General features: G+C 54.8%; 13 protein-coding genes, 2 tRNA genes, 3 rRNA genes and 1 other annotated feature. Of the genes, 6 read left to right on the plus strand and 12 right to left on the minus strand.

Annotation, left to right across the window (positions count from 1 at the left end):
• Positions 1-31: 31 nt before the first annotated feature.
• Together SANT_RS16165 and SANT_RS16170 are read left to right on the plus strand one after the other, a co-directional pair.
• Positions 32-667: a carbapenam-3-carboxylate synthase domain-containing protein gene (locus SANT_RS16165; RefSeq protein WP_025423307.1), complete on the plus strand. Its 636-nt coding sequence runs from the start codon at positions 32-34 to the stop codon at positions 665-667.
• Entirely contained in the window at positions 664-1230 is a 567-nt protein-coding gene (locus tag SANT_RS16170) for a carbapenem self-resistance protein CarG family protein (protein WP_025423308.1), read from the plus strand. Before SANT_RS16165 ends, SANT_RS16170 begins: the two co-directional genes overlap by 4 nt.
• A gap of 139 nt (positions 1231-1369) precedes the next feature.
• Here SANT_RS16170 and SANT_RS16175 read toward each other — a convergent pair.
• The 9 genes from SANT_RS16175 to rluD form a co-directional block, all read right to left on the minus strand.
• Positions 1370-1446 (minus strand) — tRNA-Asp (locus SANT_RS16175).
• 135 nt (positions 1447-1581) lie between these two features.
• Positions 1582-1697, minus strand: a 5S ribosomal RNA gene (rrf, locus tag SANT_RS16180).
• A 286-nt stretch (positions 1698-1983) separates the two neighbouring features.
• Positions 1984-4892 (minus strand): 23S ribosomal RNA (locus tag SANT_RS16185).
• Between the two features lie 392 nt (positions 4893-5284).
• Positions 5285-5360, minus strand: a tRNA-Glu gene (locus tag SANT_RS16190).
• A gap of 101 nt (positions 5361-5461) precedes the next feature.
• Positions 5462-7003: ribosomal RNA gene (locus SANT_RS16195) — 16S ribosomal RNA — on the minus strand.
• The 16S, 23S and 5S rRNA genes sit together here with 2 tRNA genes alongside, the layout of an rRNA operon.
• Positions 7004-7379: 376 nt before the next feature.
• Positions 7380-7547, minus strand: coding sequence for a hypothetical protein (locus tag SANT_RS24525; RefSeq protein ID WP_158500164.1), 168 nt, complete (start codon positions 7545-7547; stop codon positions 7380-7382).
• A gap of 95 nt (positions 7548-7642) precedes the next feature.
• Entirely contained in the window at positions 7643-10216 is a 2574-nt protein-coding gene (gene clpB, locus SANT_RS16200) for an ATP-dependent chaperone ClpB (protein ID WP_025423309.1), read from the minus strand.
• A gap of 131 nt (positions 10217-10347) precedes the next feature.
• Complete coding sequence (yfiH, locus tag SANT_RS16205; protein ID WP_025423310.1) at positions 10348-11079, minus strand: purine nucleoside phosphorylase YfiH; 732 nt, start codon at positions 11077-11079, stop codon at positions 10348-10350.
• A complete protein-coding gene (gene rluD, locus SANT_RS16210; protein WP_025423311.1) occupies positions 11076-12056 on the minus strand; it encodes a 23S rRNA pseudouridine(1911/1915/1917) synthase RluD in 981 nt (326 codons plus the stop codon). The genes yfiH and rluD overlap by 4 nt, the downstream gene beginning before the upstream one ends.
• A 131-nt stretch (positions 12057-12187) precedes the next feature.
• Here rluD and bamD point away from each other — a divergent pair, with 131 nt between their 5' ends.
• The 3 genes from bamD to pheA all read left to right on the plus strand — a co-directional run bounded on the left by bamD (position 12188) and on the right by pheA (position 14934).
• Entirely contained in the window at positions 12188-12919 is a 732-nt protein-coding gene (gene bamD / locus SANT_RS16215) for an outer membrane protein assembly factor BamD (RefSeq protein ID WP_025423312.1), read from the plus strand.
• A gap of 240 nt (positions 12920-13159) precedes the next feature.
• Positions 13160-13489 carry a ribosome-associated translation inhibitor RaiA gene (gene raiA, locus SANT_RS16220; RefSeq protein ID WP_025423313.1) on the plus strand — a complete coding sequence of 110 codons (330 nt, stop codon included), beginning with the start codon at positions 13160-13162 and terminating at the stop codon, positions 13487-13489.
• A gap of 136 nt (positions 13490-13625) precedes the next feature.
• Positions 13626-13753 (plus strand) — a sequence feature (Phe leader region).
• Between the two features lie 23 nt (positions 13754-13776).
• Positions 13777-14934: a bifunctional chorismate mutase/prephenate dehydratase gene (gene pheA, locus SANT_RS16225; protein WP_025423314.1), complete on the plus strand. Its 1158-nt coding sequence runs from the start codon at positions 13777-13779 to the stop codon at positions 14932-14934.
• Between the two features lie 49 nt (positions 14935-14983).
• On the opposite strand, the gene tyrA is transcribed toward pheA, so the two are convergent.
• The gene (gene tyrA / locus SANT_RS16230; RefSeq protein ID WP_025423315.1) at positions 14984-16105 is read right to left on the minus strand and encodes a bifunctional chorismate mutase/prephenate dehydrogenase; all 1122 of its coding nucleotides are present in this window, start codon (positions 16103-16105) and stop codon (positions 14984-14986) included.
• Positions 16099-17190, minus strand: a complete 1092-nt coding sequence (locus tag SANT_RS16235; RefSeq protein ID WP_025423316.1) for a 3-deoxy-7-phosphoheptulonate synthase — start codon at positions 17188-17190, stop codon at positions 16099-16101. Before SANT_RS16235 ends, tyrA begins: the two co-directional genes overlap by 7 nt.
• A gap of 461 nt (positions 17191-17651) precedes the next feature.
• Here SANT_RS16235 and SANT_RS16240 point away from each other — a divergent pair, with 461 nt between their 5' ends.
• Positions 17652-18017, plus strand: a complete 366-nt coding sequence (locus SANT_RS16240; RefSeq protein WP_071882040.1) for a DUF2799 domain-containing protein — start codon at positions 17652-17654, stop codon at positions 18015-18017.
• Positions 18018-18734: 717 nt separating this feature from the next.
• Here the strand turns inward: SANT_RS16240 and SANT_RS23010 are convergent.
• Entirely contained in the window at positions 18735-19490 is a 756-nt protein-coding gene (locus tag SANT_RS23010) for a winged helix-turn-helix domain-containing protein (protein WP_025423318.1), read from the minus strand.
• Between the last annotated feature and the right edge of the window lie 86 nt (positions 19491-19576).

Here is a 19576-nt window from a genome sequence, read left to right on the forward strand (position 1 = left end):
AATCGATAGCATAATCAAGAGGAGTTGAGAGATGGTGGACAACGGCTTTTGCATTATTCATGGTAACATCAATAAAGATATCAGTCTGTTGGCACATTGCTGCAGCGGTAATATCGAAATGCTGCGCAACGGCTGCCTGTTTACCGGCCGCAAAACGCCGGTGCAAAGTTATCGCTTTGCCACCGGTAGCGCTTATCTCATTGGATCGCTGCGTAACAAGCGCCTACTGCGCCATCTGGCGACACATTTTACCGGTGGCGTACCGGTGGTTAACGGGGCCGAAGTGCTCTACCAGCTTAGCACGCAATTGGGCTCGGCCGCCCTTGGTCTTGCCGAGGGCGACTTTTGCTTCTTTATCGAGGATCGCAATGGCACTTTGACGCTGCTGACCGATGCTCGCGGTCAAAATCCTGTTTATTTGGTCAACGCCGGCGATCGTTGGATTACTGATAAACTCAAACTTATCAGCGCGCTACACGACCGCGATATTCAGCACGACCCGCAGGGAAGCGAAACGGCCCCGAGCGTAGGCTGCCATATTCAGCGCATTCTACCGGGAACGCTTAACGTATTTCGCTTTAGCAACGCCGATTGTGAAGTCTGCGAGAGTCGGCAATTATTGCGCCCGGCAAAAATGCCGCTGTCGATAGAGGGCGGGATTCAATGAAGGCGTTACTGCTTGCGCTGTTTGTCTCCGCCGGTGCGGCGGGCACCAACCTGACGCCGGTTCCGTTAGTACCGGGTGATAATCGGGTAGACATTGATGGCAATGGCAAACCCGATCTGGTGATTCTGGGGCAATTCGATAACAATCACACGCATAATTGCCACGGCATCAGCTTTTTTATTCACCACCCGGACGGCGGATTCAGCATGGTGCCCGTCGCCAACAGCGATAAGTTCGTTTGGCTCGATAGTCGCCTCACCGCCAGCTCAGCCAAAGTGTTGGTCAACCGCCTGTTTCACGATGGTAGGCGTTACTATCTTGTCAAAGCGCAAAAATATGGCGTTAATCTGTATACGCTACTGCCGGTGAGATTTACTCTCTACCTGCTCGGTAAGCATCAGGGTGAACCCGGCGAGCCGCATTACCGCTGGCACGCCTGGCGCAGCTTTCTTAGCCAGCGGCGCTATGCCTCCGTTGAGGAGTCCTTTGCGGAGATTGCCAGCCTCAATCCGGACACGCCCCCAGAGCGTTATGTTGCGCCAGTGCCCGAAACCGCCCCCTGAGCTCACCTCGCCGCGACCGTCGACGGTTGTGGCAACCTAAGACCTAGCAGCCTGAGGATTAGCTAGGTAAGCCTTCACTCACCGGCGAAAAAACAAGACAAAAAAGCCCTGAACCAATGTTCAGGGCTTTCAATGGGAGTGGCGGTGCGGACGGGACTCGAACCCGCGACCCCCGGCGTGACAGGCCGGTATTCTAACCGACTGAACTACCGCACCACCGAATCATGACACACACCAGATTAACATGAGCGGGGTCAGACGCCTGTTGACCATCCTGGGTGTTTATTGCAGCTCTCGCTGCCTGTTGATACTGCTTGTCGTTCCGGCGTTAACCGGCACAACCTATTGGATGCCTGGCAGTTCCCTACTCTCGCATGGGGAGACCCCACACTACCATCGGCGCTACGGCGTTTCACTTCTGAGTTCGGCATGGGGTCAGGTGGGACCACCGCGCTAGTGCCGCCAGGCAAATTCGTTGTCCGCACCGCTTTCGCCGTGCAGAAGGCTCTTGCTGCCCGACCCTCACTCACGTGACCGTCGGGCGTTATCCGGAACATCGCTGATAATGTCTTGTCTCTTGCGCACGCTGCACGCCCTGCCGCCGCACCGGGGTCGGTGTGGCTTATGCCTTTCGCGGCCATATCTGGCCTGCGGTTGGCGCGGGTGTCGGCGGTGTCATCCGCCTGCGCTTTGAGCGTCAACGTTCGCTTTCGCTCTCGTCTCACGCTCGCTCTCAAACAGCTCAGGTGTTGTAAGGTTAAGTCTCACGGGTCATTAGTATCGGTTAGCTCAACGCCTCGCAGCGCTTACACACCCGACCTATCAACGTCATCGTCTTTAACGTCCCTTCAGGAGGCTCTAGGCCTCAGGGAAGACTCATCTCGAGGCAAGTTTCCCGCTTAGATGCTTTCAGCGGTTATCTCTTCCGCACGTAGCTACCGGGCAATGCCATTGGCATGACAACCCGAACACCAGTGGTGCGTCCACTCCGGTCCTCTCGTACTAGGAGCAGCCCCTCTCAATCTTCCAGCGCCCACGGCAGATAGGGACCGAACTGTCTCACGACGTTCTAAACCCAGCTCGCGTACCACTTTAAATGGCGAACAGCCATACCCTTGGGACCTACTTCAGCCCCAGGATGTGATGAGCCGACATCGAGGTGCCAAACACCGCCGTCGATATGAACTCTTGGGCGGTATCAGCCTGTTATCCCCGGAGTACCTTTTATCCGTTGAGCGATGGCCCTTCCATTCAGAACCACCGGATCACTAAGACCTGCTTTCGCACCTGCTCGAGCCGTCACTCTCGCAGTCAAGCTAGCTTATGCCTTTGCACTAACCTCACGATGTCCGACCGTGATTAGCTAACCTTCGTGCTCCTCCGTTACACTTTGGGAGGAGACCGCCCCAGTCAAACTACCCACCAGACACTGTCCTCGGCCCGGATAACGGGCCTGAGTGAGAACATCAAACATTAAAGGGTGGTATTTCAAGGTTGGCTCCATGCAGACTGGCGTCCACACTTCAAAGCCTCCCACCTATCCTACACATCAAGGCTCAATGTTCAGTGTCAAGCTATAGTAAAGGTTCACGGGGTCTTTCCGTCTTGCCGCGGGTACACCGCATCTTCACGGCGAGTTCAATTTCACTGAGTCTCGGGTGGAGACAGCCTGGCCATCATTACGCCATTCGTGCAGGTCGGAACTTACCCGACAAGGAATTTCGCTACCTTAGGACCGTTATAGTTACGGCCGCCGTTTACCGGGGCTTCGATCAAGAGCTTCTCGCAAGCGATAACCCCATCAATTAACCTTCCGGCACCGGGCAGGCGTCACACCGTATACGTCCACTTTCGTGTTTGCACAGTGCTGTGTTTTTAATAAACAGTTGCAGCCAGCTGGTATCTGCGACTGGCTTCAGCTCGGGGCGCAAGGCCCTCCACCTACATGCCAGCGTGCCTTCTCCCGAAGTTACGGCACCATTTTGCCTAGTTCCTTCACCCGAGTTCTCTCAAGCGCCTGGGTATTCTCTACCTGACCACCTGTGTCGGTTTGGGGTACGATTCGATGTGACCTGGAGCTTAGAGGCTTTTCCTGGAAGCGTAGCATCAATTCCTTCACCACCGTAGTGGCTCGTCATCACGCCTCAGTGTTGAGAATGAGCGGATTTGCCTGCTCATTCCACCTTCACGCTTGAACCGGGACAACCGTCGCCCGGCGAACCTAGCTTTCTCCGTCCCCCCTTCGCAGTCACACCCAGTACAGGAATATTAACCTGTTTCCCATCGACTACGCCTTTCGGCCTCGCCTTAGGGGTCGACTCACCCTGCTCCGATTAACGTTGAACAGGAACCCTTGGTCTTCCGGCGAGCGGGCTTTTCACCCGCTTTATCGTTACTTATGTCAGCATTCGCACTTCTGATACCTCCAGCAGCCCTCACAGGCCACCTTCGCAGGCTTACAGAACGCTCCCCTACCCAACAACACTTACGTGTCGCTGCCGCAGCTTCGGTGCATGGTTTAGCCCCGTTACATCTTCCGCGCAGGCCGACTCGACCAGTGAGCTATTACGCTTTCTTTAAATGATGGCTGCTTCTAAGCCAACATCCTGGCTGTCTGGGCCTTCCCACATCGTTTCCCACTTAACCATGACTTTGGGACCTTAGCTGGCGGTCTGGGTTGTTTCCCTCTTCACGACGGACGTTAGCACCCGCCGTGTGTCTCCCGTGATTACATTCTACGGTATTCGCAGTTTGCATCGGGTTGGTAATCCGGGATGGACCCCTAGCCGAAACAGTGCTCTACCCCCGTAGATGACGTCACGAGGCGCTACCTAAATAGCTTTCGGGGAGAACCAGCTATCTCCCGGTTTGATTGGCCTTTCACCCCCAGCCACAAGTCATCCGCTAATTTTTCAACATTAGTCGGTTCGGTCCTCCAGTTAGTGTTACCCAACCTTCAACCTGCCCATGGCTAGATCACCGGGTTTCGGGTCTATACCCTGCAACTAGACGCCCAGTTAAGACTCGGTTTCCCTGCGGCTCCCCTATGCGGTTAACCTTGCTACAGAATATAAGTCGCTGACCCATTATACAAAAGGTACGCAGTCACACCCCGAAGGATGCTCCCACTGCTTGTACGTACACGGTTTCAGGTTCTATTTCACTCCCCTCGCCGGGGTTCTTTTCGCCTTTCCCTCACGGTACTGGTTCACTATCGGTCAGTCAGGAGTATTTAGCCTTGGAGGATGGTCCCCCCATCTTCAGACAGGATATCACGTGTCCCGCCCTACTCATCGAGCTCACAACAAGCACACCTTCGGATACGGGGCTATCACCCTCTGTCGCCGGACTTTCCAGACCGTTCTCCTGATGCGCAAGCTGATGATGGCTCTGGGCTGTTCCCCGTTCGCTCGCCGCTACTGGGGGAATCTCGGTTGATTTCTTTTCCTCAGGGTACTGAGATGTTTCAGTTCCCCTGGTTCGCTTCGTTAAGCTATGGATTCACTTAACGATGATGCAACGAATTGCACCGGGTTTCCCCATTCGGACATCGCCGGCTGATAACGCTTCATATCAGCTCACCGGCGCTTTTCGCAGATTAGCACGTCCTTCATCGCCTCTGACTGCCTAGGCATCCACCGTGTACGCTTAGTCACTTAACCTCACAACCCTGAGCTGTTTGCACCTTGTCCGACGGGCTGCACGACCGAAATCCGGCGTTGCGCGGTACTCGGCATCCTCATGGACATCAAGTCCACTGCGGTGCCTGCGTGCCGTGCGCCTGGGCTTTCAGCCGTTCGCGCCGTCTCGCTCGAGTGTCGCCATACTGGCGAGACCCGGCGTCGTCTGTGAAGACGCCACGGAGACGACAAGGCCTGTCGCGCTACAGTGATAACGCTTACGCGTTATCTCAGGTTTGCTTACTTCGTTTGAGAGACTCGCATACTGAGTTTGCGCTTCAGCATGTGTTTCAAATTTTCAGCTTGTTCCGGATTGTTAAAGAGCGGTATTTCGCAGCGCGCTCGATAAACGCGCTCTGAAATAAAAAGCAAAGTGGCGTCCCCTAGGGGGTTCGAACCCCTGTTACCGCCGTGAAAGGGCAGTGTCCTAGGCCACTAGACGAAGGGGACACGAAAAATCGGCATAAAAAAAAAGCCGCCGACGGGCTGCTTTGCTCGTGACAGTTATCAGACAATCTGTGTGGACACGTCACTTGAACGTATCGTCTAGGTAAGGAGGTGATCCAACCGCAGGTTCCCCTACGGTTACCTTGTTACGACTTCACCCCAGTCATGAATCACAAAGTGGTAAGCGCCCTCCCGAAGGTTAAGCTACCTACTTCTTTTGCAACCCACTCCCATGGTGTGACGGGCGGTGTGTACAAGGCCCGGGAACGTATTCACCGTGGCATTCTGATCCACGATTACTAGCGATTCCGACTTCATGGAGTCGAGTTGCAGACTCCAATCCGGACTACGACGCACTTTATGAGGTCCGCTGACTCTCGCGAGATCGCTTCTCTTTGTATGCGCCATTGTAGCACGTGTGTAGCCCTACTCGTAAGGGCCATGATGACTTGACGTCATCCCCACCTTCCTCCGGTTTATCACCGGCAGTCTCCTTTGAGTTCCCGACCGAATCGCTGGCAACAAAGGATAAGGGTTGCGCTCGTTGCGGGACTTAACCCAACATTTCACAACACGAGCTGACGACAGCCATGCAGCACCTGTCTCAGAGCTCCCGAAGGCACCAAGGCATCTCTGCCAAGTTCTCTGGATGTCAAGAGTAGGTAAGGTTCTTCGCGTTGCATCGAATTAAACCACATGCTCCACCGCTTGTGCGGGCCCCCGTCAATTCATTTGAGTTTTAACCTTGCGGCCGTACTCCCCAGGCGGTCGATTTAACGCGTTAGCTCCGAAAGCCACGGCTCAAGGCCACAACCTTCAAATCGACATCGTTTACAGCGTGGACTACCAGGGTATCTAATCCTGTTTGCTCCCCACGCTTTCGTACCTGAGCGTCAGTCTTCGTCCAGGGGGCCGCCTTCGCCACCGGTATTCCTCCAGATCTCTACGCATTTCACCGCTACACCTGGAATTCTACCCCCCTCTACGAGACTCTAGCCTGCCAGTTTCAAATGCAGTTCCCAGGTTGAGCCCGGGGATTTCACATCTGACTTAACAGACCGCCTGCGTACGCTTTACGCCCAGTAATTCCGATTAACGCTCGCACCCTCCGTATTACCGCGGCTGCTGGCACGGAGTTAGCCGGTGCTTCTTCTGCGGGTAACGTCAATCGATGGCGCTATTTACGCCATCGCCTTCCTCCCCGCTGAAAGTGCTTTACAACCCGAAGGCCTTCTTCACACACGCGGCATGGCTGCATCAGGGTTTCCCCCATTGTGCAATATTCCCCACTGCTGCCTCCCGTAGGAGTCTGGACCGTGTCTCAGTTCCAGTGTGGCTGGTCATCCTCTCAGACCAGCTAGGGATCGTCGCCTAGGTGAGCCATTACCCCACCTACTAGCTAATCCCATCTGGGTTCATCCGATGGTGTGAGGCCCGAAGGTCCCCCACTTTGGTCTTGCGACGTTATGCGGTATTAGCTACCGTTTCCAGTAGTTATCCCCCTCCATCGGGCAGATCCCCAGACATTACTCACCCGTCCGCCGCTCGCCGGCAAAGAAGCAAGCTTCTTTCCGCTGCCGCTCGACTTGCATGTGTTAGGCCTGCCGCCAGCGTTCAATCTGAGCCATGATCAAACTCTTCAATTAAAAGCTTGATGCTCAAAGAATTAAAACTGGTATTCGTATGAATATTCGTTGTTCACTCTTCAAGACTTGATATTTCGTGTATCGATATCGTCTTGTGAGTGCCCACACAGATTGTCTGATAAATTGTTAAAGAGCGTGGCCGGGAGGGTATTTTCTCTACCGGCGCGGGTGGCGTATATTACGTTTTCCCGCTGTAGAGTCAAGCTTTTATTTGCCCTTCGCGGGCCGCTTGCCTCTGGCTGAGCCGGTAAGTCGCAACGACTGTTCCCGGTCAGTGGAGGCGCATTATAGGGCCTTCCCGGATGGTGGCAAGCGCTAAATGCAAAATAAGTTTTAACTGGCGAAATATGCAGCAACCGCGACAAAACCGCCGTTGTCAGTAGAGGCGCATTCGGACAAAAAAAAGCGCCCCGAATGCAGCCTGGCCACAATCGAGACGCGGTTCAATAAAAAAGCCGACGAGACTGCGCACGAAGTACTGCTTAATAGCGCGCTTAACCGCCGCATTAAACGCCGCCAAGATCAGCGCGGCTAACCGCTGCATTTGACACCGCCCAGGTTAGCACGGCTGGCCGATATCAAGCTCCGGTCCGGCGGGGGCGGCCCGCGGTAATTCCCCCCCTGCCCGCCGGGCGTGGATTATTGGCTGGCGACGATATGATCGTCTCGTACCTCAAGCTTAACCGGTTTACCCGGCAACAACTGACCAGAAAGGATCTGTTGTGATAGCGGGTTTTCGATCTCTTGCTGAATGGCGCGCTTCAGCGGTCGTGCGCCATACACCGGATCGAAACCGGATTTGCCGAGCAGCGCCAGCGCCTCATCGCTGATGGTGGCAGTATAACCCCGCTCTTCCAAACGCTGGTACAGACGCTGCAGCTGAATCTGCGCAATCTCGGTGATGTGCTCGCGGCTCAGCGGATGGAAGACGACAACTTCGTCCACACGGTTGAGAAACTCCGGCCGGAAATGATGGCTGACCACTTCCAGCACGACATCCTTCATCTCCTGATAGTTCATCTGGCCGAAACGCTCTTGAATGATGTCCGACCCCAGGTTAGAGGTCATGATCACCACGGTATTGCGAAAATCCACCGTACGTCCCTGACCATCGGTCAGACGTCCGTCATCCAATACTTGCAGCAGAATATTGAAGACATCCGGATGCGCTTTTTCGATCTCATCCAGCAGAATCACCGAATAAGGCCGACGGCGCACCGCCTCGGTCAGATAGCCCCCTTCTTCGTAACCGACATAGCCGGGAGGGGCGCCAACCAACCGCGACACCGAATGTTTTTCCATAAATTCGGACATGTCGATACGCACCATGGCATCGTCGCTATCGAACAAGAATGTCGCCAGCGCTTTGCATAGCTCCGTTTTACCTACCCCGGTCGGCCCCAGGAACATAAAGGAACCGATGGGCCGGTTAGGATCCGCCAGTCCCGCACGGCTGCGGCGAATGGCGTTAGACACCGCTTCCACCGCCTCATTCTGGCCAATCACCCGCTGATGCAAATCCTGCTCCATGCGCAGCAGCTTCGCCCGCTCGCTTTCCAGCATCCGCGATACCGGGATACCCGTCCAGCGGGCCAGCACTTCGGCTATCTCAATATCGGTCACCCGGTTACGCAGCAGGCGTAGACCTTTGCCCTCGGATTGGGAAGCCGCCGCCAGTTGTTTTTCCAGCTCGGGGATTTTGCCATACTGCAATTCAGACATCCGCGCCAGATCGCCGACGCGCCGCGCCTGCTCAATCGAAATCTTTGCCTGTTCCAGTTCCGCTTTCAAATGCTGCGTACCCGACAAAGAGGCTTTTTCCGCTTTCCATTCCTCTTCAAGTTCAGAATAAGCGCGCTCTTTTTGCGCCAATTCATCATTGAGCATCGTCAGCCGTTTGAGACTGGCGTCATCCGATTCTTTCTTTAGCGCTTGCTGTTCCAGCTTCAGTTGAATGATTCGGCGCTCCAGACGATCCAGCTCTTCCGGTTTGGAGTCTATTTGCATACGAATACTGGATGCGGCTTCATCGATAAGGTCAATCGCTTTGTCCGGCAGTTGCCGGTCGGCAATATAGCGATGGGACAGCGTCGCGGCGGCGACAATGGCCGGGTCGGTTATCTGCACATGGTGATGCAGCTCATAACGCTCTTTCAATCCGCGCAGGATAGCGATGGTATCTTCAACGTTCGGCTCGGCAACAAAGACCTTTTGGAAACGCCGTTCCAGCGCCGCGTCCTTCTCGATAAATTTGCGGTATTCGTCAAGGGTCGTCGCCCCCACGCAATGCAATTCGCCGCGCGCCAGCGCGGGTTTGAGCATGTTACCGGCGTCCATCGCACCGTCGGCCTTGCCGGCGCCCACCATGGTATGCAACTCGTCGATAAACAGGATGACATTGCCTTCCTGCTTGGACAAATCGCTCAATACGCCTTTCAGCCGCTCTTCAAATTCACCGCGGTATTTCGCGCCGGCCACCAGCGAGCCCATATCCAGCGACAACACCCGGTTGTTTTTTAGGCCTTCGGGTACTTCGCCGTTGACGATACGCTGCGCCAGCCCCTCGACAATGGCGGTTTTACCCACCCCGGGTTCACCGATGAGCACCGGATTATTTTTGGTACGACGTTGCAACACCTGAATCGTGCGGCGAATTTCTTCGTCGCGGCCAATCACCGGGTCAAGTTTGCCCTGCTCGGCGCGCTCGGTCAGGTCGATGGTGAACTTTTTCAGCGCCTGGCGCTGATCTTCCGCGCCCTGATCGTTTACCTGCTCACCGCCGCGCATTTGCTCAATCGCTTGGGTCATGGTCGCCGTCGTGGCGCCCGCCGACTTCAGCAGCTCGGCCAGCGTACCGCGCGATTCCAGCGAGGCCAGAACAAAGAGTTCTGATGAGATGAAACTGTCGGCGCGTTTTTGCGCCAGCTTGTCGCACAGGTTAAGCACGCGCACCAGATCTTGCGAAGGCTGCACATCGCCCCCGGTGCCCTCCACCTGCGGCAGGCGCTCACAGGCCTGCTCCACCGCGCTGATAAACGGCACGATGTTAACGCCGGCGGATTGCAGCAGCGGACGCACGGTGCCGCCTTCCTGCTTCAACAGGGCCGCCATCACGTGTAAAGGTTCGATAAATTGATTGTCGCGCCCGAGGGCCATGGACTGGGCATCGGCGAGGGCAAGCTGGAATTTATTGGTAAGACGATCCAGACGCATAACTCCTCCCATATTGGTCAAAATTGCTACTCTGGAGATTAAATAAGGTCGTTTATTTAAAATTCAAGGGATATTTCGCCAATAAGCGGGAAGATTGTTGCTATCCATCCTGGATCGTCTTGGGCAAGAGATTATATCAGCCAGACCAAAGTTGCCATACGTCCGGTGACACCATCGCGCCGATAGGAGAAAAAAGTGTTGTTTTCCTGCACCGTGCAATGCTTACCGCCATATATGGCGCGGATCCCGGCCGTTCTCAGACGTAAACGCGCCAATTGATAGAGATCGGCCAGATATTTTTCGCCCCGCGGGACGAACGCGCCGGCGGCCGCGGGGTCGTGACGGGTAAAGGCGTCTTTAACCTCAGCGCCCACCTCAAACGCCGTTGGCCCAATGGCCGGACCCAGCCAGGCGAGGATGTCCGCGCGCGGCGCCTGAAACGCCGCCAGCGTCTGCTCCAGCACGCCGGCGCATAATCCCCGCCAACCGGCATGCGCCGCGGCCACCTCACGTCCTGCGCGATCGCAAAACAGCACCGGCAAACAATCGGCGGTCATCACGGCGCAAACCTTGCCCGGCCTGCGGGTGTAGACCGCATCCCCGCGCAGCGACGTCAGCGCCGCGTCTTCTAACACCACCACATCGACGCCGTGCACTTGGGTCAGGTAGCGCGGCGCGGCGGGAAGATGCGCCAGCGCCCTCAGCCGACGGCGATTTTCGGCAACGGCGTCGGGATCATCCCCGACATGATCCCCCAGGTTGAGCGAATGCCAAGGCGCTTGGCTCACGCCGCCCTCGCGGGTCGTGCTACAGGCGCCAACCTGGGAAGGCGCGGGCCAGTCGGGCAGAATAAGCCGGATCACAGCCAATCCATACTTTCTTTAAACAGTTCCGTATCCTCTTTCAACGCCGCTATCAGCGCCACCATATCCTGCGGCAGCGGAGCATGCCATTCCATTTCAATCGAGGTGATGGGATGGTAAAGCCGCAGCAAGGTGGCATGCAGCGCCTGGCGATCAAAGCGGCGCAGCACGTCGTTAAACGCTTCACTAGCGCCTTTCGGCGGCCGAGGACGGCCGCCATAAAGGGGATCGCCCACCAGCGGATGGTTGATATGCGCCATATGGACGCGGATCTGATGGGTGCGGCCGGTCTCCAGACGCAGGCGCAGGCGCGTATGGGCGCGAAAATGCTCCATAATGCGGTAATGGGTCACCGCTGGCTTTCCCATCGGATGGACCGCCATATGCGTCCGCTTGGTAGCGTGGCGGGCGATTGGCTGCTCCACGGTGCCGCCGGCGGTCATGGTGCCGATAGCCACGGCTTCATATTCGCGGGTAATTTCCCTTGCCTGGAGCGATTCCACCAGGCGGGTTTGCGCCGGCACGGTCTTGGCCACCACCATCAAACCGGTGGTATCTTTGTCCAGACGATGAACAATCCCCGCACGTGGCACATCCACAATGGGAGGGAAATAGTGCAACAGCGCGTTCAACACGGTGCCATCGGCATTGCCGGCGCCTGGATGGACCACCAAATCGCGGGGTTTATTGATGACAAGAATATCGTCATCTTCATAAACAATATTCAACGGGATAGCTTGCGCTTCCCAGCGCGGCTCTTCTTCGATAATGGCTTGTATTTCAACGGCTTCACCGCCGAGCATTTTCTCTTTGGGCACCGCCGTGACCCGTCCGTTCACCCTCACCCGGCCGTCAAGGATCCAGGCTTTTATCCGCGATCGTGAATAATCAGGGAACATTTCAGCCAAAGTCTGATCTAAACGTTGCCCGAGTTGTGATTCATTCACCGTTCCGGTGAGGTGTTGATGCTGTGCCATATAATGTATCTTCGTTAACGTTGGGTTTTCACGGCGATGCCGTTTAAAATAGTATGCTATTGTAGCTGGTCTCATCCGGGAGCTAAACGGACAGTCTCCCGGAATAACACTCTGAGGATAAGCAAAACGTCATGATGCGTATGAAATATCTGGTGGCAGCCGCCACACTGAGCCTGGTGCTGGCGGGTTGTTCCAGTAACAAAGACGCCGTTCCCGATAATCCCCCCTCCGAGATCTATGCTTCCGCGCAGCAAAAGCTGCAGGACGGTAATTATAAAGGCGCTATCAAGGAGCTGGAGGCGCTGGATAACCGCTATCCGTTCGGTCCCTACGCGCAACAGGTTCAGCTTGACTTGATTTATGCTTACTACAAATCCGCCGACCTGCCGCTGGCGCAAGCCTCCATCGATCGTTTTCTGCGGCTTAATCCCACCCATCCGAATGTCGACTACGTACTCTACATGCGTGGTTTGACTGATATGGCGCTGGACGACAGCGCATTACAGGGATTCTTCGGCGTGGACCGTTCCGATCGCAACCCGGAGCATGCGCGCGCGGCGTTTCGCGATTTCACGCAGCTGATTCGGGGTTATCCGAACAGCCAGTATGCCATGGATGCCACCAAACGTCTGGTTTATCTCAAAGACCGGCTGGCCAAGCATGAACTGTCGGTGGTGGAGTACTATAACAAACGCGGCGCCTATGTGGCGGTGGCCAACCGCGTTGAGCAAATGCTGCGCGACTTCCCCGATACACAGGCGACGCGCCAGGCGCTGCCCTATATGGAAAAAGCCTATCGGGAATTACAGTTGAACGGCCAGGCGGACAAAGTGACGAAGATTATTGCGTCAAACCCGGCCTAACGGCGCGGCGCGGACCAATCCAGACGGCAGCCTCGGCTGCCGTTTTGGTATGGTTAACTTAACAATATTGCCCCATTGTGCTGGCGCTGACAAGAAGATAAAACCCGTTACTGACCCCTGCTCACAGAACCGATCCCCTCCGCCGCCTTGCCGAAAAAAAAGTGATCCAAATCACACAAAAGATGCCCCTCGCGGGTATGCTTAAACTATGTAGACGGAAACACGCAGAGAGGTAGTTCTATGATAATCAACATTACCGGTAAGCAAATGGAGATCACTCCCGCCATTCGTCAACACGCAGAAGAGCGCCTGGCAAAACTGGCGAAATGGCAGACCCAGCTGATTAATCCACATATTATCCTCTCCAAACAGCCGCAGGGTTTTGTGGCCGACGCGACGCTGAGCACGCCCAATGGGCAACTGGTGGCCAGCGCGACCCATCAGGACATGTATCTGGCGATAAACGAGCTGCTGGCGAAACTTGAACGTCAAATCAATAAAGTCCAGCATAAAGGGGAGGCGCGCCGCGCCGCGGAATGTGTTAAGACCGCGAATTTTATGGCGGTATAACCCCCTTAGCCGGCGGATCTACCCGCGAACGGCAACGTTACCCCCCAATAGCGCGCCCCCAGGGCGCGTTTTATATTGACAGGGGGAAAAGCGAGCGGTTACTGTACCCCCTTATCCTTCTTTCCAAGGAGTTGACTATGCCGACCACCCCGTTTTTCTTCGCTTTCTTTTTTATCTTCCGATGCTAGGAGGCCGGCGCGCGTCGTGTGAGAAATAAAGCGAAGACGAACCGCAAAGCCTCCTGAACCAGGGGGCTTTTTTTGTTGGCGTGAAAGGTAACCAATATCATGAATGACAACACTTTATTGACGCTGCGCGATCGGATAAGCGCGCTGGATCTCAAATTGCTGTCTTTACTGGCGGAAAGGCGCGCTCTGGCACTGGATGTTGCGCGTAGCAAGATAGCCTCGCAACGGCCGATACGCGATATCGCGCGCGAGCGCGAACTGCTGAAACGCTTAGTCACCGAAGGCCAGAAACTCGACCTGGACGGTTTTTACGTGACGCGACTGTTTCAAATGATTATCGAAGATTCCGTGTTAACGCAGCAGGCCCTGCTGCAACTGGATCTTAATCATCAAGAGGAACGCTCTGCGCGCATCGCGTTTCTGGGCCCTAAAGGTTCCTATTCCCACCTGGCGGCGCGGCAGTATGGCGCGCGCTATTTTGAGCAGGTTATCGAGTGCGGTTGCCAAAAATTCGGCGATATCGTGCAGTTAGTGGAAACGGGCCAGGCGGAATACGGTATTTTGCCGATTGAAAACAGCAGTTCGGGTTCAATCAACGAAGTGTACGATCTGCTACAGCACACCCACCTGTCTTTGGTGGGCGAAATCGCTATTCCAATCGATCACTGCGTATTGGTTAGCGGCAGTACCGATCTGGATCGTATCGAGGTGGTCTACAGCCATCCGCAGCCTTTTCAACAGTGCAGCCAGTTCCTGGGACGTTTCCCGCAGTGGGAATTCGAGTACTGCGAAAGCACCGCCGCGGCCATGGAAAAAGTGGCGCAGCTTAACCGACCCACCGTCGCCGCGCTGGGCAGCGGACAGGGAGGGGCTTTGTACGGTTTGCAGGTGCTGGAAAATAACCTGGCCAACCAGCAGGAGAACATTACCCGTTTTATCGTGCTGGCCCGCAAACCTATCGACGTCACCGAGCAGGTGCCGGCGAAAACCACGCTTATCATGGCCACCGGCCAGCAGTCCGGCGCGCTTGTCGAGGCGCTGCTCGTGCTGCGGACCCACGGTATCGTGATGACGCGCCTGGAGTCTCGGCCGATACACGGCAATGCCCATGAAGAGATGTTTTATATTGATGTGCAGGCCAATTTGCGCAGTACGAAAATGCAAAAAGCATTGCGCGAGCTGCAGGCAATTACGCGGTCGCTGAAGGTCTTGGGCTGCTACCCGAGTGAAAATGTCCTGCCGGTGGATCCTGAATAAGCTGTGCGGGGGCGTCGGCGGCATTCGCCGCGCCCTGCGTGATAACGCCTTATTTGCGGCTATCGTTGGCCTGACGCAATAACACGCGACTTTCCGCAAGAAAATGGTCGGCATAATCGCCGAACCAGCGGCCGATTTGGGTGAATCGCGCGATGAACGCCTGTTTATCGCCCTGCTCCAGCAACGCGATCGCCGCGCCGAAACGCCGGTAGTAGCGCTTGATCAACGCCAGATTGTCCTCGGAAGCCATAATGATATCGGCATACAGCTGGGGATCCTGCGCGAAGAGGCGTCCAATCATCGCTAACTCAAGCCGGTAAATCGGCGAGGACAGCGCCAACAATTGTTCCAGGTCGACATTCTCCTCCGCCAGATGCATGCCGTAGGCAAAAGTGGCGAAATGACGTAGCGCTTGAATAAAGGACATGTTTTGATCGTGCTCGACGGCGCTGCTGCGGTGCAACCGCGCGCCCCATACCTGGATCTGTTCCAGGAACCACTGATAGGCCTCCGGCTGGCGCCCTTCGCAGTACACGACCACCTGCTTTGCCAGACTGCCGCTATCGGGGCCGAACATCGGATGCAGACCAAGAACCGGCCCATTGTGCGCCGCCAGCATCGCCTGTAGCGGCGCGTTTTTTACCGAGGCCAGATCGACCAAGAGGCAATCTTCCGGTAGCGTCGGCAATTGCTCAATAACCGGCACCGTCAAATGAATCGGCACGCTGACAATCACCATTCCCGCATCCGCCAGCAAGGCGTCGGCGCGCGGCCAGTCCTCTTTCTCCAGAGTGCGGACCTGGTATCCGGAAAGCGTCAGCATTTTCCCAAACAAACGCCCCATTTGTCCCTGACCGCCAATGATCACTACCGGTCGCAACTGCGGGCACAGCGTCTTAAAGCCTTTATCGTTTTCGCTGGCGTAGGATTCTCGCATTACGCGGCGCAGCACGTCTTCAATCAAATCCGGCGGTACGCCTAATGCCGCGGCTTCCCGACGGCGAGACGCCAGCATTGCCGTTTCACGATCGGGGGCATAGATAGGCAGACCGGCGCGGCTCTTGACCTCGCCGACCTCGGCAACCAGCGATAGGCGTTTCGCCAGTAGATCCAACAAAGCCTTGTCAACCTCATCGATTTTGTCCCGCAGGACGTTAAGCTCTGCTACCATGCCGCGACTTCTCCCCCAGCCTGCCGCAGCGGCAACACCGTCAGCAATTCGCCGTGCAGCTGGCGCAGCAAGCTGTCGGTACTTTCCCAGTCAATACAGGCGTCGGTCACCGATACGCCGTAGCGCATATCCTCACGCGACAGTTCCGAGGACTGGTTACCGGCATGGATATGGCTTTCCAGCATCAAACCGATAATGGAACGATTACCGGCCTTGATTTGCGCCAGCACCGACTGCGCCACCTCTGCCTGACGGCGATAGTCTTTATTGGAGTTGCCGTGGCTGCAATCGATCATCAACGCCGCCGCGAGACCTGCGGCCGCCATTTGTTGCTCACAGTCAGCGATATCGTGCGGATGATAATTAGGCTGCTTGCCGCCGCGCAGAATAACGTGTCCGTCAGGATTACCGCGCGTTTGCAGCAGACAAACCTGACCCGCCTGATTAATGCCCATAAAGCGATGGGCCATAGCCGCGGCGCGCATCGCATTAATCGCGGTGGCCAGGCTGCCGTCGGTGCCGTTTTTAAAGCCTACCGGCATGGACAGGCCCGACGCCATCTCACGGTGGGTCTGGGATTCCGTTGTACGGGCGCCAATAGCCGACCAGCTGAAGAGATCGCCCAAGTATTGCGGGCTATTGGGATCCAGCGCTTCCGTTGCCAAAGGCAGCCCCATTCTGACCAGTTCCAGCAACAAACCGCGGGCGATTTGCAGCCCGGCCTCGACATCAAAAGATCCATCCATGTAAGGATCGTTGATCAGGCCCTTCCAGCCGACGGTGGTACGGGGTTTCTCAAAATAGACGCGCATAACGATATACAGCTGATCGCTCAATTCAGCTGACAGGGCTTGCAGGCGGCGGGCATAGTCAAGGGCCGCATCGGTATCGTGAATGGAACAAGGTCCGCAGACCACCAACAGACGCGGATCGCGGCCGTGGATGATATCCGCAATCGTGCGCCGGGATTCAGCGATAGCGTGCTGCTCAGCCTCGCTTAAAGGAAACTGACGTTTTAATTCTTCGGGTGTGATCATTACCTGTTCATCACTGATATGGACATTATTGAGCGCGTCTTTTTGCATGATACTGATCCTGACTCTATGAGGTGGCCGTAAGGCGTTACATTAAACCATTACGCCGATGCGTCTAGAAAGCTACCTTACCAGCAATCGTAAAGTTTTCAATCCAAGAGTGTAAATAAATTATTACTCACTAGGCCCAAAATCGACGCGGACAAGGACGGCAGGCCTCTCTTTTCAAGGCAGCGTCGGGTCGCAATAAATTCGCCGAAGGCGCGTGATTCGGCGCTATGATACGCAAGCCGCGACAAAATTTAAACCTATTATTGCTCTTAACGTGTCAAACCGCTGGTCCGAGTGTAAAAAATAAATTACACTCACCGTACAGTTTACACTGCGTCTGCAGGGTTTTAGGCAAAAAGCGGCTTATCGGCGCATCCGCCCTTCCAGCGGCAAAGGGTCAGTATCCTGTCAACGCGAGTGTGTTCTATGCTTAACGACGTCATTCACTAGTGATTAGCTTGATGATGATAAAACTATTTCTCATTCCTTGGGCATTGCTCTTGCTGGCAGGCTGTAGCGGCGACGATCTTGCCGCCAGTGCCCCATCACGAGATTCTCCATGGCATCAGGCAGGCTATCGCGATGCCGTGGCGGGTAAAGCCGTGCGCGACAACGATACTCTGACGGAGTGGTATGGCACTCCTCAGATCGATCGTGAGGACTATTTATCGGGATACTCAGCGGGACAGGCCGAACTCTGCCGCTCGGCCACGCTGCGTGCGTGGGGAGAAAAAGGCCGTAACTTCCCGGCCAGCTGCGATGGTATCGCCAACGCCGAGCTATTACGGCAACAATGGCAAACGGGAATGGATCGCGCTAGCCGTTAACGCACAGCGACGCTGCTGGCTTTAACAAGGCATAATGGCGCGGTTGAGTTAACCCCTGTTATCCCCGGCGACGACTGGGCAATGTGCTTGCCCCGCCCGAGACGCCTTAGCCGTAATAGGCCTTCTTTGGTGCCCGGACTGATTGATGCCATCGAGGGCAGGTTAGCCGCTAATAAACAAGCGTCAGCGGAATAACCATTACCCCTGCCGTTTTCTCATTTTGCTGCTCGGCGTCAGGGATATTCTATTATTATGGAATAATAGCTCGTGCTATTCTCAATAACATTTATTCGGTCGTGAGATATTAACGCAACATGAAGTCAAAAAAACTTACAAACTCTGAAAACGTCGACCGTTGCTCTCGACGGTTATCGCTTTCTCGATTTCATTACGCGCTAGCGGTTAAAACCTCGTTAGTCGCCACAGGCTAAAAGCCGTTTTTGCTGTTCAGCTTGTTTAAACCCTGCGCTGTCTATTCTTCCGTGAAGATTCCCAAAGGGGCCGTTAACTCCCGACGATAATTTGAAAAGTTACGCGTTGCGCTAAACTTATCCTTTCTAATATACGCTCAGAAGAAACACCATGCACATTTGACTAAGAAGCCGTTGAGATCGATGCGCGGCTCGCTAAAGAGAATAGTCAACTAAGTTAGAATGTAGTAGAAACAATAACGCGATGCCTGAAGAGATAACGACAACAGGGTCTGGCAGACTTTTCTTAATGAATATTGAAAATATCACTTCCGGTATAGCATTTCGTTAACTCTGACTTCACATTGGTACTTAACATAGCTGTTTTTGTAACATCGCCATATAAGATCACATAATCATCCTTCACTTCAACATTCTTTACTTCCGAGCGAGGGATTACCATGAGAACCTCTTTATCCTGGGGTTGGTAAACCAGGGGTACTTTAGGCTTTAAACTGCAATACACCCCGTAGGATGCCGGTATTAGTAATAATAAAATCAATAACCTACACGCCCACTTCCCCACTCTACCGCCAGGCGGATAGTGGGGCGGCGGCGGCGTTGAGGGATGCCGATCTTCGGAAGGAACAAAATAGTCTTTGTCGGGTACAACATCATTATTTTCTTCCGAAAAATCAATTATTTTAACGTCGTTTTCTTCCTCGTACTGAGGTTCAATACCTAAACGATAGCCTAATTTAGGGATGGTTAAAATGATGTTTTTCCCATTCTTCTTAAGCAACTTCCTTAAAGAGCGAATGACCTGCGCGATGCTATGGGACGTGACATATCCACCGCCCCACACCTCATCCAAAAACTCGGAATGATGCACCGGATTTGGATATTTCTTGCAGAGCAGAGCCAAGACCTCGGACTCCTTCTTGCGTAGCTGATGGAGAGTACCCTCTAATTCCAAGCAGCGTTTTTTTGGATAAAAGGTAAAACATGATGTAATTACCTCAATGGGTTCTTTATAAACATTAGCTAACTTATCTTCGGTCACAGATCTTATTCCGGGTCGATGTTGTTTTTGTAACTACACTAATGTTTTGAGCGAGAATTTTCAAGCGAAAATTCATATCAAGTGAC

Origin of the sequence: Sodalis praecaptivus, assembly GCF_000517425.1 — a bacterium.
In the GTDB taxonomy this organism is placed as follows: Bacteria; Pseudomonadota; Gammaproteobacteria; order Enterobacterales; family Enterobacteriaceae; genus Sodalis_A; species Sodalis_A praecaptivus.

Bases quoted from the DNA above. Each gene is read 5' to 3' on its own strand.
- SANT_RS16165 (WP_025423307.1), top strand. From the start codon at position 32: ATGGTGGACAACGGCTTTTGCATTATTCATGGTAACATCAATAAAGAT.
- SANT_RS16170 (WP_025423308.1), top strand. From the start codon at position 664: ATGAAGGCGTTACTGCTTGCGCTGTTTGTCTCCGCCGGTGCGGCGGGC.
- SANT_RS24525 (WP_158500164.1), bottom strand. From the start codon at position 7,547: ATGCAGCGGTTAGCCGCGCTGATCTTGGCGGCGTTTAATGCGGCGGTT.
- clpB (WP_025423309.1), bottom strand. From the start codon at position 10,216: ATGCGTCTGGATCGTCTTACCAATAAATTCCAGCTTGCCCTCGCCGAT.
- rluD (WP_025423311.1), bottom strand. From the start codon at position 12,056: ATGGCACAGCATCAACACCTCACCGGAACGGTGAATGAATCACAACTC.
- bamD (WP_025423312.1), top strand. From the start codon at position 12,188: ATGATGCGTATGAAATATCTGGTGGCAGCCGCCACACTGAGCCTGGTG.
- raiA (WP_025423313.1), top strand. From the start codon at position 13,160: ATGATAATCAACATTACCGGTAAGCAAATGGAGATCACTCCCGCCATT.
- pheA (WP_025423314.1), top strand. From the start codon at position 13,777: ATGAATGACAACACTTTATTGACGCTGCGCGATCGGATAAGCGCGCTG.
- tyrA (WP_025423315.1), bottom strand. From the start codon at position 16,105: ATGGTAGCAGAGCTTAACGTCCTGCGGGACAAAATCGATGAGGTTGAC.
- SANT_RS16235 (WP_025423316.1), bottom strand. From the start codon at position 17,190: ATGCAAAAAGACGCGCTCAATAATGTCCATATCAGTGATGAACAGGTA.
- SANT_RS16240 (WP_071882040.1), top strand. From the start codon at position 17,652: ATGATGATAAAACTATTTCTCATTCCTTGGGCATTGCTCTTGCTGGCA.